Below are 16,260 nucleotides of genomic sequence, written 5' to 3' on the forward strand. Positions count from 1 at the left end.
AATTTTATTATAATCCAATAAATTCCGCAATGATCTTTTTATAAATCGAATCCGCGTCTATTCCGACTTCCTGTCTTAAGATGTCCACATTGCCGTGCTCGACATACTCATCCGATATCGCGATATTTAAAACCGGCACTCCTGCATGACAGGCAGACAGATATTCCGTCACATGCTCGCCAAATCCTCCGCTCAACACATTTTCTTCCAAAGTCACGATCAGCTTATGTTCCTTTGCCGCCTGACGCAGCATTTCCTCATCCAGAGGTTTTGCAAATCTCGCGTTGATCAGACTGCAGTGGTAATCCAACGCCTTTAAGCGCTCCCGCACCTCAACCGCTGTCTTTACCATACTTCCATAGGCGATCAGGGCAATGTCGCACTCGTCATAAATGATCTCACTTTTTCCAAATACGATCGGCGCACGGAATTCCTTCAATCCATCATAGGCTTCTCCACGCGGATAACGGATCGCGATCGGAGTCTCAAATTTTACGGCAAATTTGATCATATCGGACAATTCCCACTTATTTTTCGGTGCCGCGAGCGTCATATTCGGCATTCCGGACAGATAGGAAATATCAAAGATCCCCTGGTGTGTCTCCCCGTCACTTCCGACCAGCCCCGCGCGGTCGATCGCAAATACGACCGGAAGATTCTGTATACAGACATCATGTAAGATCTGGTCGTATGCGCGCTGTAAAAACGAGGAATAGACCGCAACGATCGGCTTTAATCCCGCCGCCGCAAGTCCTGCCGCAAAGGTCACCGCATGTTCTTCCGCAATCCCGACATCAAAAAAACGCTCCGGAAACATATTGCGGAAACGCTTGAGTCCGGTACCATCTGCCATCGCCGCCGTGATCGCAACCACTTTGGGATCACGGTCACCCAGTTTTCGCATGACCGTGGAAAATATATCCTGATAATTGGCTTTTACCCGCGGCTTTAACGGAAGTCCGGTCTCAATATCAAACGGTTCTGTCCCGTGAAATCTCGCCGGATGGCGCTCCGCCGGAACATAGCCCTTTCCCTTCTTGGTGATCACATGCACCAGAACCGCGCCTTCTATTTTGGACGCTTCATGAAATGTCCGTATCATTGCGGAAATATCGTGGCCGTCCACCGGTCCGAGATAGACGATCCCCATATTTTCAAAGTACATCCCCGGTATCACGAGCTGCTTGATGCTGCTCTTGGTCTTATGGATATTCCGTATGATCTTTTCTCCGTAAACCGGTATCCTGCTCAAGGAATCAATGACACCGTTTTTCAAATCCTGATAGGCACTCGCCGTCCGGATGCTGCTCAGATATTTTGACATCCCTCCGACATTCTCCGAAATGGACATATTGTTGTCGTTGAGCACAATGATAAAATTTGACTTGAGCTTAGACGCATTGTTCAGTGCCTCGTACGCCATCCCGCCGGTCAGCGCTCCGTCTCCGATCACCGATATCACTTTATAATCCTCGCCGCTTATTTCCCGCGCCATTGCGTAACCAAGTCCCGCCGAGATCGAAGTCGAACTGTGACCGGTGTCAAAACAGTCACAGGCACTCTCCGCGCGCTTTGGGAAACCACTCATCCCGCCATATTTGCGCAGTCCGTCAAATCCTTCTTTTCTCCCGGTTAAAAGCTTGTGCGTATACGACTGATGACCGACATCCCAGATGATCTTGTCCTTCGGCAGATCAAACGCCAGATGCATTGCCATTGTAAGTTCCACAACGCCGAGATTCGACGCCAGGTGTCCTCCGGTAACCGAGATCTTGCGGATCAGAAAATTTCTTATCTCATCTGCCAGGATCGGAAGCTCCTGCGGCTCCAGTTTTTTTATGTCATTTACCTGATTTATTTTTTCCAAGACCATAAGCCTTACCTCTATTTTTCTCTTTGGATCAAAGAGAGCAAAAGTTGCTCCAAAAATTTATTTTTTTCCGGCAGGGATGACAGACGTTCTACTGCCGTGACCGAAATCCGCTCCACATCCTGTTTTGCTTTATCCAGCCCTTCATAGGTGACATAGGTCGCCTTGTTGTTCTTTTCATCACTGCCGATCGGCTTGCCTAAAACTTCCATCGTGCTGGTCACATCCAGAACATCATCCTGGATCTGAAATGCCAGCCCGATCTCTCCCGCCACCTGCGCGATGATATCCTGTTCTTCCTTGGACGCGCCAGCAAGAATCGCGCCGACTAACATGGACGCCTCGATCAGTGCGCTGGTCTTTAAGCGGTAGATAAAATCGAGTTTTTCTCTTGTGATCTCCTCACCTTTGTCTGTCTGGACATCCACAGTCTGTCCGCCCACCATTCCATAGATCCCTGCTTTTTTCGCAAGTACCGCAAACGCTTCTCCAACCCGCACGTTCTGCGGTTCCATCTGGAATGCCAAAGCTGCGGTCTCGTAGGCGAAGTTCAAAAGTCCGTCACCTGCGAGGATCGCCATCGCCTCTCCGAACGCCTTGTGTGTGGTTGGCTTTCCACGCCGCATCGCATCGTTATCCATTGCCGGCAGATCATCATGCACCAGTGAGTAAGTATGGATCATTTCAATGGCTGCCATAAACGGCTCAATGACCTTTCCTTTTCCTCCAAACAGCCGATAGGTTTCAAGCATCAGCATCGGACGCAACCGCTTTCCTCCCGCGAGAAAACTGTAATTCATCGCCTCGATCACTTTTTTCTGAAATCCTTCTTCTTTCGGAAGGTATTTTTCTATGATCTGTTCCACTTCTTTGGTATGAAGATTGATTTCTTCTTTCTTTTTATCCATGGCACACTCCTAAAATTCTTCCAGTTCACCCTGTTCATTCAGGCAAAGCATCTTCTTTTCTACCCGGTCGATCTCCTCGTTGCAGTGTTTCAGTTTTTTCATTCCTGTTTCATAAAACGCAAACGATTCATCCAGATCCAGTTCTCCGGATTCCAGCTTCTCGATGATCGTCTCGATCTCCGCAAACGTTTCTTCCAGGCTTGGCTTTTTTTCTTCACTCATGAATATTCCTCCGAAATTCTTCCTTTTTATCCACGGTTGCTTCCAGACATCCGTTTGTCATCTGGATCTTTATGTGATCCCCCGTCTCAACCTGGTCAACACCTGAGAGGTTCTTTCCCTCCATATCCGAGACAAAAGAAAATCCCTGGCTCAGTTTTTTTAACGGGGACAGTCCGTCCATATTCCGGGCAAGCAGTTCCATCCGATGACGCTTTTGATTTAAGACATCCCGCATTGTTCTGCCCAAACGGTCTTCCAGCTCTGCCGCATACTGCTTTTTGCTGTTTAACTGATACTCCGGACTTAATACCTTGAGCCTTGCCGCATAGGAAAGCAGACGGTTTTTTGTGAGCACTGCCTGATTTTTCATCAGACGGTTCAGACGGTTCTCACAGGACGCGATATCCTGCATCAGCCGCTCTACATCATACACCGCAAGCTCTGCCGCCGCCGATGGTGTCGGTGCCCGCAGATCCGCCACATAATCCGCGATCGTTGTATCTGTCTCATGTCCGACTGCGGATATGACCGGTGTTTCACACTCAAAAATTGCCCGTGCCACGATCTCCTCGTTAAATGCCCACAGATCTTCGATCGATCCACCGCCGCGTCCGACGATCATCACGTCCACACCCAGCAGATCCAGTGCATGGATCCCATTTACAATGCTCTCCGCTGCTCCATCGCCCTGCACCAATGCCGGATACAGGATCAGCTGCACATAGGGATTTCTTCTCGAAGCGATATTTCGGATATCCTGGATTGCCGCGCCGGTCGGTGCCGTCACGATCCCGACCCGTTTCACATAACGCGGGATCGGCTTTTTATATTCCTGCGCAAACATTCCCATTTCTTCCAGTTCATGTTTTAATGCCTCATAACGCAGATAGAGATCCCCCTCTCCATCGAGTGTGATCTCTTTCGCGTAAAGCTGATATTTTCCATCCCGTTCGTATACTTCAATCGATCCGGTGACAACCACCCGGTCTCCCTCTTTCATTCGAAAAGCAAGGCCACGGCGGTTTCCCGCAAACATAACGCCACTAATCGTACCGGCCGCGTCTTTTAAGGTAAAATAGATATGACCGGATGTATGATATTTACAGTTTGATACCTCACCCTTTACGCATACCCGGTGCAGTAAAAAATCCTGTGCAAACATATTTTTAATATAGGTATTTACCTGTCCTACCGTATATACATTTTTTCTGCCCTGTATCATGCCAGTTTCGCCAGTACTCCGTTCACGAAAGAAGAAGATGTGTCCGTACCATATTTCTTTGCAAGTTCAACTGCCTCGTTGATGGCTACCCCGGTCGGAATGTCTTCTTCATATTTCAGTTCATACACCGCAAGGCGGATGATCGTAAGATCCACTTTTCCCATGCGGCTTGTCTTCCATCCTTTTGCCACCGCATTGATTGCCTCATCAATTTCCGGAAGATGGGCGATGATATCCTCTGCTTTGTCATTGACATAGGAAATATCTTTCTCGGAAGCCTCTCCTTCCTCCAATGCGAAAAACAGCTCTCTCTGTTCCTCGTACTCCTTTGGATCATGAAATTCCACGCGGAACAAAATCCGAAATATCTGTTCTCTTAATTCTCTCCTGCTCATATGATTTCCTTTCTATTCTCTATCATCCCACCCAGGCGGGTCCGTTCCATGGAATCTTTCGCTTTGCCGCGTTAATGCGACAGGATTCCCCTTATGAAACGAAAAAGGATGTCATTTTCGACATCCTTTATTATACAACATGAATGCATAATTAAAAAGTACTATTTGTTGCCGCCCATATCAACACTTGCGATACGCACATTGACAAGCGCAACATTCAGTCCGGTCATTGTTTCGATCGCAGTTTTCACTTTCTCCTGAACCTTTGCCGAAACATCCGGGATTGCAAATCCATACGCGATGTTGAGCGCGACTTCTACTTCCACGCTTCCGTCTAACACCTCAACACGGACGCCTTTGGAAAGGTTTTTCATACCCAGTTTGCTGACCAGTTCGTTCGTGATATTTCCTGCCATGGAGCTTACGCCCTCCACTTCGGTTGCGGCAAGTCCTGCGATAATTGCAACTACTTCATCCGCAATACGCACTTCACCGAGATTGTCTTCTTTTATTTTAAAAATCTTTCTGTCTTCCGCCATAGCTTCTGCCTCCTGAACTTATTATCCATCTGCGAAACAGCACTCTGTTTCTATTGTCTGTTTTATTATAACAGATTATTTACTTTTTGAAAACATTTTCATTTGCGAAAGTGGAAAAACAGATAACCTGCCAGAAACAAAAGCAGTAAAGTCAGTAACACCTCTGCAAAAAATTTTGCCGTTTCGATCCGGTCAACTTTCTTTCTGTGTGCTTCCATCTGCCGCATTTTCTCCTCGAACGCTTCCTGATCCGCCTGTTTCTGCTTTGCAACCGCTTCTTTGCTGCAGGTGAGGAAGACTTCATTTTTGTTATGTCCGCAGCCGCCGCAGACACTTCGATCCGTCCGGTTTAAATATGCACACGCGCACAGCCATCCCACTGCCGTCTCTTTCGGATAACTGCAAAAACGCACATCTATCTTTTTTAAGATATCAAGCTCCGGTTTGTCCCAGTAACTGTCTTCCATAAAGCAGTCCGCATGGTAGATATGTTCCTCCGCCCCCGCATAGGCTTCGCAGACTCCATCCGCGAATTCCACTTCTTTTTCTTTCAAATCCAGGTTGCGGATCTCATCATTGATCTCTATGCGGCAGGGTTCCATAGATTCGCCCGGCTTTAAAGATAATCCGTTCTGTGTAATCACAAAATCCGTTCCATCTTCTGTTTTTATGGCATCTCCGAAATAATCCGTCCCGCTTGCCCAAAAAGAGATCCGGGTAATAATCTTTCCTGAAACATTTTTACACGCGATCTGCGCATAGTTTTTTCCTTCCTCACGGATCAGCGATACCTGTATATCCGCTATATGCGCGTTAAAATCCACCTTTTTTTCTACGCTTTTCATGAATAACCAACTTTCCTTATTTCATTTCTTTTTCCCGGATCTTCTACTGATCCTGCAGCCGCCTTTTCAATGTCTTGGATGCATACATAAATGCCGGGATCAGAAACAGATCCGCACAGAGCCATGCCATCGGGCTCGCAAAGCAGGCTGCCTTGTAACCGATGAGCGGCACAAAAAAGATTCCGACCACACTTCTCGCCGCCATCTCACACACCCCCGCAAGAATCGCAAGATAACTGAATCCCATTCCCTGTATCGTAAAACGGACAATATTAACCAACGCAAGCAGCAGGTAAAACGCGGCGTTGATAGTCAAAAACAGCCAGGAGTTGTGCAGGATCTCCTGCTCTGCGGCATCGACAAATAACAGAGAAACCTGTTCTCCGAAAAAGTATAACACCACAAATGCCGCCGCCGAGTAGACCGCTCCTATGATACAGCATGCCTTCATTCCCCTGCCTACACGGTCAACCTTTCCTGCGCCCACATTCTGTCCCGCATATGTAGTCATGGTCGCTCCCATTGCGTCGAACGGGCACGCAAAAAACATCCCCACTTTGCTTCCCGCCGTTACCGAAGCGACAGCTGTAGAGCCAAGCGTATTCACCGCGGTCTGTAAGATCACGCTGCCGATCGCCGTAATGGAATACTGAAGTCCCATCGGAATTCCCATATTGCATAAATGCAGCATATAGCCGCGCTCCATCCGCCATTCCTCTTTTGTCATCTTTAAGACTTCAAATTTCTTTCGCATATAGATCAGACAAAGCACACCGGAAACCGCCTGCGAGATCACGGTCGCGTACGCAGCGCCCGCCACACCAAGATGAAAGGACAAAATCAGGAGCAGATCCAGCGCAATATTAAGGAGGGATGAAAATACCAGAAAGATCAACGGTGATCTGCTGTCCCCCAGTGAACGGATGATCCCGGAGAGCAGATTATATAAATAAGTAACCGGTATTCCTACAAAGATAACAAAGATATAGCTGTATGCCCCGTCAAAAATATCCTGTGGGGTGCGCATCCAAAGCAGGATCTGTCTGCACAGCACACATACCACCACCGTCATCACACCTGCAAAGATTGCGGAAAGCCATACACTGTTCGCCACATATTTGCGCAGCGCATGATAATCGCCCGCTCCAAAACGTTGCGCAACCGGTATCGCAAACCCGCTGCAAACGCCCATGCAGAATCCGATGATCATGAAATTGATCGACCCCGTCGCACCTACCGCCGCAAGCGCATTGACACCAAGCGCCTTTCCGACGATGATGGTGTCCATCATATTATAGAACTGCTGAAAAAGCATTCCGAAAAACATCGGCACAAAAAACTGCAGGATCAGCTTTAACGGAGCCCCTGCAGTCATATCCTTAGTAGCACTTTTTCCCATATCCGATTCCTTCTTTTCTCATATTCTGTTTAAACATGATAATGAGGATTTCTGGAAAAGTCAAGCCACTTTTTTAAATTATTTTATCTTTTACTTTCTATTTCCCAATAATCTCCGCCGTATTGATAAAGTCATACGGTGTCTGTTGGTATACATAATAATTGAGCCAGTTCGCATAGAGAATATTTCCATGGGAACGCCACAGCAGATACGGACGCTTCGTGCAGTCATCATCCGGATAATAATTGACCGGCAGATCGATCGGCAGTCCTTTTTCCTTATCACGCTTATACTCTGCGTCAAGTGTCAGTCTGTCATATTCCGGGTGTCCCATCACAAAGATCTTCTTGCCTTCCGGATCCGTCACGAGGAAAACGCCAGCCTCATCTGACTCAGCGAGGATCGTGAGTTCCGGTATCTTTTCGATGTCTTCCCTGCGCACCTCTGTGTGTCTCGAATGCGGCGCATAAAAGTAATCATCGAACCCACGCACCAGCGGAATCTTACGGTTCATAACATGATGGCGGAAAATCCCGAATTTCTTTTTTTCGAGGTCATGCTTCGGGATTCCATAATGATAATAGAGTCCCGCCTGTGCGCCCCAGCAGAGATGCAGCGTTGAAGTCACATGCGTTTTTGTCCACTCCATGATCCTGCATACTTCTTTCCAGTAATCCACATTCTCATAAGGCATCTGCTCCACCGGTGCCCCGGTGATGATCATTCCGTCAAATGAGCGGTATTTCACATCTTCAAAAGTCAGATAAAACTTATTGAGATGGCTCTGTGATGTATTCTTGGACTCATGGGATGAGACTGCAAGAAATGTCACATCCACCTGAAGCGGCGTATTGGAAAGCGAACGTAAAAGCTGTAATTCCGCATCTTCCTTTAACGGCATCAGATTTAAAATTGCGATATCGATCGGACGGATATCCTGATGTGCCGCTCTGTTTTCATCCATGACAAATATATTTTCCTTTTCTAAAATCTCCTTTGCCGGGAGATCCCCCTGAATTTTAATTGGCATACCAAAACACGCTCCTTTATTTCGTCATTGCAAGGATATCTTCCTCAGAAATGACTTTAATCCCCAGTTCATTTGCTTTTGTCAGTTTGCTTCCGGCATTTTCACCGGCAAGTACATAGGCGGTCTTTTTGGAAACAGAACCTGCGACTTTTCCCCCGAATTTTTCGATCAAGGCTGCCGCCTCTTTCCGGTCCATCGAAGGCAGTGTGCCGGTAATCACAAACGTCTGTCCCGCAAAACGCTCATCGGCTCCTTCTTCCGGAATATAAGCCATATTTACGCCCGCATCCCGCAGTCTTTGTAACAGCACTTTATTTTTTTCATCCCCGAAAAAGCGGAAGATACAGTCCGCGCTGACTTCTCCGATATCGTTCACTTCCTGAAGTTTTTCCATGTCCGCAGCTTCCAGCGCATCGAATTCCTTAAAATACTTTAAGATCGCTTTTGCAGCCGCTTTTCCCACATTTGGAATTCCAAGTCCGGTCAAGAGCTTATAGGCATCGTTTTTCTTGGATGTCTCGATCGCGTCTAACAGCTTGTCCGTATTTTTCTCTTTTCCGATAATGCCCTGTTCGATCAGTTCTTCCCTGTGATCCTTCAGGTCATAAATGTCCGCCACATCCTTTAAATATCCCAGACGTACCAGTTCCTCAATGTAAACCGTTCCAAAGCCCTTGATATCCATGGCATCCCTGCCTACAAAATTTATAATATGGCGTTCGAGCTGTGCCGGGCAGTTCGGTGATGTACATTTAATATCTGCCGTATCCTTTTCCCGCTCTGTCTTTGCGCCGCAAACCGGACAGACATCCGGGATCTCAAAACGTACCGTTCCCTCCGGCCGCTTTGCGTGAATCACTTCTTTTACTTTTGGAATGATCTCACCGGATTTATACACCACGATCGTGTCCCCGATCCCGATATCCAGATCATCGATAAAATCCTGATTATGCAGTGTCGCCCTTGACACCGTAGTGCCGCAAAGACGGATCGGTTCAAAGATCGCGGTCGGTGTGATGCGGCCGGTTCTTCCTACAGAAAGTTCGATATCAAGCACTTTTGTTTCTTTTTCTTCCGGCGGATATTTATAAGCCACCGCCCAGCGCGGAACCTTGGAGGTACTGCCAAGCTTCTCACGGTCTGCGATCCGGTTTAACTTTACTACTGCCCCGTCAATATCATATCCGAGATTGCCGCGGTTCTCACCGATCCGTGTGATCGCGTCCCAGACCTCATCCGCAGTTTTGCATACCTTATAGTTATCAATGACATGGATGCCCTGTTTTTTTAAAAATTCATAGCCTTCCGTATGGGTTGCAAAGGTTCTTCCCCTTACTTCCTGCACATTAAAAATGAACATGGAAAGCTTTCTCTCCTTTGTGATCCGGCTGTCGAGCTGGCGCAGCGTTCCTGCCGCGCAGTTTCTCGGATTCGCGAACGGTTTCCTGCCAAGGAGTTCCTGCGTCTCATTTACCGCGTCAAAATCCTTTAATTTCATATATACTTCGCCGCGGATCTCCAGATATGGAAGCGCATCCTTTAATTTTTTCTTCACATCCGGTATCACTTTTGCGTTCTCCGTCACATCTTCCCCGAAGTTGATCCCGTCTCCGCGTGTCTCGGCAAGTTTTAATACGCCGTCCTCGTAGCGGAGTGCCATGGAAAGTCCGTCGATCTTATATTCCACGACAAATTCCGGATCTTCCAGCTGTTCTTTCATCTCATTCACAAAGTTATAGACCTCTTCTTTGGAAAACACATCCTGGAGGCTTAACATCGGCACGTTATGACGAACCAGAACACCCGCCTCACGTTTTGCAGTTCCACCGACCCGCTGTGTCGGAGAATCCGGCGTAACAAGTTCGGGATGCTCTTTTTCGAGCTTTTTCAGTTCCTGCATCATGCTGTCATATTCATAATCGGAAATTTCCGGATCATCCATATTGTAATAGCGGTTGCTATGGTACTCCAGCGTCTTTTTTAATTCTTCGATTCTTGTTTTTGCATCCATCCTGTCGTCCTGCCTTTGCTTTTTTCTTTCACAGTCTCACTGGAAGAATCCCTGATCAGTCTTTGCAATGTCTTCCACTCTTCTTCTGTAATCTTGCGATACGTTCCGTTTTCCAGATCACCCAGACGGATATTCATGATACGGACACGTTTTAGATGTGTCACACGATACTCGAAATACTCACACATACGGCGGATCTGCCGGTTTAACCCCTGCGTCAGAATGATCTTAAACTGGTGTTTTCCAAGCTTTTCCACCTTACATTTTCTGGTTGTCACGCCAAGTTCCGTAAGCGGCACTCCGTTTGCCATTCCATGCAGAAAAGATCCTGTCACTTCGCGGTTTACCGTCACAATGTATTCCTTTTCATGCCGGTTGCCTGCGCGCATGATCTTATTCACGATCTCTCCGTTATTCGTCATGAGTATGAGCCCTTCGGAATCCTTGTCCAGACGGCCGACCGGATAGATCCGCTTCGGATAATGTATAAAATCAACAATATTATTCTTTTCCCTTTTTTCTGCCGTACATACAATCCCCGCCGGTTTATTTACCACGAGCAGGATCATCTCTTCCTCTTTTTTTACCGGCCGTTCCCGGAAGAAGACCTGATCTTCCGGCATCACGCGGTCCCCGGTCACTGCGACCCGCTCTCCGATCCGTACATTTCCAGCCTCGATCTCACGATCCGCCTCACGTCTGGAGCACACACCTGCCTCGCTCAAAAATTTATTGATCCTGATCCCATTTTCTGAATCCTGCATAAACTCTCCCATCCGCCGTAAACTTCCGCAAAGTGAAAAACGGCGGAGACCATGAAGCCTCCGCCTGTCTGCTTTGTTCTACTGCAATAAATCCGTCTTAATATATCCGGTTTTTCCATTCCACTCGACTTTGCTCCAGCCTTCTGCATAACTTTCAATCACTTTTACCGTCTCACCCGAATAAGCAACTCCGACACGATCGGCTGTTTCGCTCATGGATGAACGGATATTGGTTGTATCTGACAAACGAACGCTCTCGCCCGCAGCCGCAGTATTCTGTGATTGTCCGGAAGTCTGTGACGCATCCGTGGTCAAATAATCACTCTTGATATATGCGGTGGTTCCGTTATATTCCACCTGGCTCCATCCGTCTGCGGTGGTTCCGGTTCTGGTAAAGGATGTTCCTACGGTCGCACGGCCTACCACAGATCCTGACTCATTTGCTTCTGATCTGATATTCACGGTATCCAGTGCATATACGGTATCATTCGCCGCCGTAACTCCACTTGTATCTGCCGGTGTCTCCGCTACCGGAGTCTCTGCTTCCGGTACAGGTTCTGCTGCCGGTGCCTCAGTTGCCGGTGTTTCCGCCTGCGCTGTCGTATCCGCTTCCGCAGCCGGTGCAGAAGAATTGATCGTTGCCGCCCACGCATTATAAGCATCCGCAAGTGTTGTATTTGCCATTGTTGCAAGATTTGCGTCTGCCGATAACGCTGTCTCATACTTCGACTGGACATCCGCAAGAAGCGCTACCACATCATCCTGTTTTTCAAATTTATCGATCAGTTTCTTTACATTATCATCCAACGGATATGCCGCATCCGGATTGTTTTCTAACATATTCAGGTTGAAATAGCTGTAAGCGTTGTTAATGTAAAGGCTTCCGTCATCGTTGGTCTGTACATAAAAGAAGCTGAGTCCCGGCGCAACTGTATCTACTCCTGCGAACTTCATCTCCAGATAAACCGATACGAGATAAGACTTGTCATCCAGTCCCTGTTTGGTATAGCATCGTATGCTCTGATATGCTTCCACATACTGGCTGTACATGGAAATATAACTCTTCTCCAGATCGGACAACGGTGTCGCAAGTGTGGCGATCGTATCGGTATCTCCATTTGCGTATGCATTGAAATAATTTGTGATCAGGGTATTGATCTCTTCGTTGGAGTCTACCTCATACGTTCCTTCTGCTCCGCTGATCTCTGTGGTATCTGCCGCATTGCTTCCACTATTTCCGCCCTGTTTCCCGGTGTAAACCAGAAGAACCACGATCAAAATTACTAATACCGCAGCTCCTGCAATGTATTTCAGATTTGCCTGAATAAAATTTAAAACAGCCTCTGTGCTGTTTTTCTGACTCTTCTTAGGGCTGTTTTCTTTTTTTAAAACTGATTTATTTTCATTTTTCTTATTATCTTCTGAACTCATATGACTCTGCTTCCTCCTGACGTTCTCCCTGTGCGAATTTATCCAAAACAGATTGTCTCTTCTACTATTTTTCTTCCAAAAAATATGCAACCGGCGGGAATCGAACCCGCATTATAGGAGTCGGAGTCCTACGTTCTATCCATTAGACTACAGTTGCATATCCCAAAAGTATAAGCTGCCCGTTACCATATGTAACAAGCGACTTTTACATAGTAACAATTTCAGTAAGAAAAGTCAAGCCATATTCCCCGTTCCCGGCAGAGATTTTTTTCCAGTTACGGAAGCAATCCGCATACTCCGCATAAAAGCACGATCGCGCCAAGAATGATCCGATACCAGCCAAACACTTTAAAATCGTGCTTTTTGATATATCCCATCAAAAAGCGGATCACGATTAAGGATACCACAAACGCGACCACCATACCGGTAAGCAGGATCGCGGTCTCTGCGGCTGAGAATGCCAGACCGAATTTCACGAGTTTTAGCAGGCTCGCCCCGAACATGACCGGGATCGCCAGAAAGAAGGTGTATTCTGCCGCAACTGTTCTTGAAACGCCAAGCAATAACGCGCCGACGATCGTCGCGCCCGAACGGGAGGTACCCGGAAATATTGCGGCGATCAGCTGAAACATTCCGATCCAGAACGCAAGTCTGTATGTAATGTCTTTTAATGAAGTAACCTGCGCTTTTTTCCCATGATTTCGGTTTTCAACGATAAGGAACGCAACACCGAACAGGATCAGCATAATCGCTACCGTCCTGTAGTTATAGAACATTTCCTCTAATATGTCATCAAAAAGTATTCCCACAACTGCCGCAGGGACGCAGGACACCAGAATACGAAACCAGAGCTTAAAAATATCGGTTTTGATCCAGGCTCCTGCTCCATGCGCTGTGAGCGGTTCCTCATTATTCTTTCTGCCAAAGGGCCAGATCTGTTTAAAGAAGAGCAGCACAACCGCCAGAATAGCGCCAAGCTGTATCACAACCTGAAACATACTGTAAAATTCATCTGAGACATGCAAAGATACCACTTCATTTAAAAGTATCATATGTCCGGTGCTGCTGATCGGCAGCCATTCCGTAATCCCTTCCACGATGCCAAAAAGCACCACCTTTAGTAATTCCATCATTTCCATCTGTCGTTTCCTTTCTTGTTTTCTGTATCATGTTATATTATAATAATGCAGACATCAAATATCTTTTGTCGATAAGCATTCATAATCATACCATTCATGGTCAGAAAAAGGAAGTCTTAATATGATAGAACGCAAGGATCTTTTTACTATCCCTTTTTACAAAAAAACACATTTTTCCGGAAGTTATCAGGGAATGCATTACCGCATCGAACGCATCGAGCAGGATGAAAAAAACATTTTGCGTGCCACGGTATTTCCGGGACCGTACTGCTTTGACGTGGTTTCCGATGAGAAAAAAACTGCAAAGGATTTTGATTTTTCCGAGGACGGGATCGCAAACGCCTGCAAATGGCTGAATGAACAGTATGCCGCCGCTCCGGACGAATGGGCAAAAGGACGGCTTTAAAACCGGATAGATCATTGACAACCGTGCCATAATATTTTAAGATATGCATTGGTTCACATGTATAAAAATAAGAAAAGAATCTATAAGAATACAAAAGGAGATACAAACATGAGTTTCACCTACTTAAACCAATTACCGACACCGGAAGAAATCAAAAAGGAATATCCGCTTTCCGACAAGCTGACCGCTTTGAAGAAAGAACGTGATGCCATGATCCGCGATGTGCTGACCGGAAAGGATGATCATTTTCTCGTCGTCATCGGACCGTGCTCCGCAGACAGTGAAGATCCGGTCTGCGACTATGTCAGCCGTCTGACTGCCGTACAGGAAAAGGTAAAGGATCGTCTGATCATCATCCCACGTATTTACACCAATAAGCCAAGAACCACTGGCGAAGGCTATAAGGGAATCGCAACACAGCCGGATCCGGAAAAAGCACCGGACATGATCGCGGGTCTCATTGCCATGCGTAAAATGCACATCCGTGCCATCGAAGAAAGCGGTCTTACTTCCGCAGACGAAATGCTGTATCCGGAAAACTGGGGATATGTTGAAGATCTCCTCTCCTACGTTGCCATCGGCGCACGTTCTGTAGAAGATCAGCAGCACCGTCTCACCGTCAGCGGTTTCGATGTTGCTTCCGGTATGAAAAACCCGACCAGCGGTGATTTCTCAGTTATGTTAAATTCTGTTTACGCCGCACAGCATCCGCACCACTTCACCTACCGTGGTTTCGAAGTGGAGACAACCGGAAACGACCTCACGCACGTCGTACTCCGCGGTGCAGTCAGCAAACACGGAAACGCAACCCAGAATTACCATTACGAAGACATCATGCGCCTGATCGAAATGTATGACAAGATGGATTTAAAAAATCCTGCTGCTGTGGTTGATGCAAACCACTCCAATTCCGGCAAGAAGTACAAAGAACAGATCCGTATCGTAAAAGAAGTCATGCACAACCGTCAGTTATCCGATGAGATCAGAAAGATGGTAAAGGGTGTCATGATCGAAAGTTACATTGAACCTGGCAACCAGAAGATCGGAGAACACATTTACGGAAAATCCATTACGGATCCTTGCCTTGGATGGGAAGATTCCGAGCGTCTGATCTACGATATCGCTGAAATGTGTTAAGCCAACACATCTGATCAGCGGTCGTCATTACAAAAAAGTGTCTTCGACACTCTCAGCTCCCCTAACCCCTCATTCATGAGGGGAAGGGGTTTTCTTATGTCCTTCTTTATTGTAAAATCCTATTATGAATATATTACAATCTGTCTTTACCGATTATTATGAACACATCATTTACGAACTCCATCCCCGTCCTGCTGTCATTGAAAATGTTAACAAGATGATTCATTGTGGTGACTCTTCTCACGGTGGTGCCATGTATGGCTGTCCTCACTGTGGAAATCTTAAATTTGTTCCCTTTCGCTGCAAAAGCCGTTTTTGCCCTTCCTGTGGAAACAAATACAACCAGCTTCGTTCTTTTCATATGTCCTGTAAGCTCGTTTCCTGTGTTCATCGCCATTGTGTTTTCACTATCCCTGAGGAACTTCGCGTTTATTTTCTCAAAGACAGGTCTCTCTTAAATTGCTTATTTCATTCTGTCCGTGACGTTGTCCTTCGTATGTTTTCCAAAATCAATAAAACTGAAAACTTTACTCCCGGATTTATCTGTGTTCTTCACACCTTTGGGCGTGACTTAAAATGGAATCCTCATATCCATGCCCTCATATCTGAAGGCGGCGCTGGCAACATCACTCCCTGGCGTCCTGTCAAACATTTTGATTATAACTTTCTTCGTAATGCCTTTCGTAAAGTGCTGCTTGAACAGCTCACTTTCCGTATTGGCCCCGCTTTTCGTAAAGTTAAAAATGAAATGTATACGAAACACTCCAATGGTTTTTATGTTCGTGCAAAGCCAAGTCTCTGCACTCCTGATATCACCATTAAATAGTGTCTGCTGATTAAGCAGATATCTGCAACTTCCAGCTCTTACATCTGTTCCAGTCATGCCAGAAGCGGAACAGGCGCAAAAGAGCGTAAAGTATTCGCCTCTGAATCCTGAACAGA

The 16,260-nt window shown here is 46.6% G+C and carries 15 protein-coding genes, 1 tRNA gene and 1 pseudogene; 3 read left to right on the plus strand and 14 right to left on the minus strand.

The window, feature by feature from the left end; all coding sequences use genetic code 11:
* Nucleotides 1-7: 7 nt before the first annotated feature.
* The 14 genes from dxs to H8Z76_RS04845 form a co-directional block, all read right to left on the minus strand.
* A complete protein-coding gene (gene dxs / locus H8Z76_RS04780) occupies nt 8-1,873 on the minus strand; it encodes a 1-deoxy-D-xylulose-5-phosphate synthase (RefSeq protein WP_186981802.1) in 1,866 nt (621 codons plus the stop codon).
* Nucleotides 1,874-1,884: 11 nt separating this feature from the next.
* The gene (locus tag H8Z76_RS04785) at nt 1,885-2,778 is read right to left on the minus strand and encodes a polyprenyl synthetase family protein (RefSeq protein ID WP_186981803.1); all 894 of its coding nucleotides are present in this window, start codon (nt 2,776-2,778) and stop codon (nt 1,885-1,887) included.
* 9 nt (nt 2,779-2,787) lie between these two features.
* Entirely contained in the window at nt 2,788-3,000 is a 213-nt protein-coding gene (xseB, locus tag H8Z76_RS04790) for an exodeoxyribonuclease VII small subunit (protein ID WP_022515050.1), read from the minus strand.
* Complete coding sequence (gene xseA / locus H8Z76_RS04795) at nt 2,993-4,222, minus strand: exodeoxyribonuclease VII large subunit (RefSeq protein ID WP_186981804.1); 1,230 nt, start codon at nt 4,220-4,222, stop codon at nt 2,993-2,995. The genes xseB and xseA overlap by 8 nt, the downstream gene beginning before the upstream one ends.
* Complete coding sequence (gene nusB, locus H8Z76_RS04800; protein ID WP_022515048.1) at nt 4,219-4,617, minus strand: transcription antitermination factor NusB; 399 nt, start codon at nt 4,615-4,617, stop codon at nt 4,219-4,221. Before nusB ends, xseA begins: the two co-directional genes overlap by 4 nt.
* A gap of 161 nt (nt 4,618-4,778) precedes the next feature.
* Nucleotides 4,779-5,156, minus strand: a complete 378-nt coding sequence (locus H8Z76_RS04805; RefSeq protein WP_022515047.1) for an Asp23/Gls24 family envelope stress response protein — start codon at nt 5,154-5,156, stop codon at nt 4,779-4,781.
* A 98-nt stretch (nt 5,157-5,254) separates the two neighbouring features.
* Entirely contained in the window at nt 5,255-6,001 is a 747-nt protein-coding gene (locus H8Z76_RS04810; RefSeq protein WP_186981805.1) for a hypothetical protein, read from the minus strand.
* A gap of 43 nt (nt 6,002-6,044) precedes the next feature.
* Entirely contained in the window at nt 6,045-7,400 is a 1,356-nt protein-coding gene (locus tag H8Z76_RS04815; protein ID WP_022515045.1) for an MATE family efflux transporter, read from the minus strand.
* 97 nt (nt 7,401-7,497) lie between these two features.
* On the minus strand, nt 7,498-8,430 hold the full coding sequence (gene metA, locus H8Z76_RS04820) for a homoserine O-acetyltransferase MetA (protein WP_186981806.1): 933 nt from the start codon (nt 8,428-8,430) through the stop codon (nt 7,498-7,500).
* Between the two features lie 16 nt (nt 8,431-8,446).
* Nucleotides 8,447-10,441, minus strand: a complete 1,995-nt coding sequence (gene ligA / locus H8Z76_RS04825) for an NAD-dependent DNA ligase LigA (protein WP_186981807.1) — start codon at nt 10,439-10,441, stop codon at nt 8,447-8,449.
* Nucleotides 10,411-11,205, minus strand: coding sequence for a 23S rRNA pseudouridine(2604) synthase RluF (rluF, locus tag H8Z76_RS04830; protein WP_243240422.1), 795 nt, complete (start codon nt 11,203-11,205; stop codon nt 10,411-10,413). Before rluF ends, ligA begins: the two co-directional genes overlap by 31 nt.
* A gap of 78 nt (nt 11,206-11,283) precedes the next feature.
* Complete coding sequence (locus tag H8Z76_RS04835) at nt 11,284-12,636, minus strand: SH3 domain-containing protein (protein ID WP_186981809.1); 1,353 nt, start codon at nt 12,634-12,636, stop codon at nt 11,284-11,286.
* 85 nt (nt 12,637-12,721) lie between these two features.
* Nucleotides 12,722-12,793 (minus strand) — tRNA-Arg (locus H8Z76_RS04840).
* Between the two features lie 118 nt (nt 12,794-12,911).
* Nucleotides 12,912-13,769 (minus strand): undecaprenyl-diphosphate phosphatase, encoded by an 858-nt coding sequence (locus tag H8Z76_RS04845; RefSeq protein ID WP_408639482.1) that lies wholly within the window; start codon nt 13,767-13,769, stop codon nt 12,912-12,914.
* A 127-nt stretch (nt 13,770-13,896) separates the two neighbouring features.
* Between H8Z76_RS04845 and H8Z76_RS04850 the strand changes: the two genes are divergently transcribed.
* The 3 genes and pseudogenes from H8Z76_RS04850 to H8Z76_RS04860 form a co-directional block, all read left to right on the plus strand.
* Nucleotides 13,897-14,181, plus strand: a complete 285-nt coding sequence (locus tag H8Z76_RS04850) for a hypothetical protein (protein ID WP_022515039.1) — start codon at nt 13,897-13,899, stop codon at nt 14,179-14,181.
* Nucleotides 14,182-14,289: 108 nt separating this feature from the next.
* On the plus strand, nt 14,290-15,318 hold the full coding sequence (locus H8Z76_RS04855; protein WP_186981810.1) for a 3-deoxy-7-phosphoheptulonate synthase: 1,029 nt from the start codon (nt 14,290-14,292) through the stop codon (nt 15,316-15,318).
* A 124-nt stretch (nt 15,319-15,442) separates the two neighbouring features.
* Nucleotides 15,443-16,141, plus strand: a pseudogene (locus H8Z76_RS04860) (IS91 family transposase); the annotation flags it as partial.
* Nucleotides 16,142-16,260: the final 119 nt, after the last annotated feature.

This window comes from Roseburia yibonii, assembly GCF_014297335.1.
GTDB classification, from domain to species: Bacteria; Bacillota; Clostridia; order Lachnospirales; family Lachnospiraceae; genus Roseburia_D; species Roseburia_D yibonii.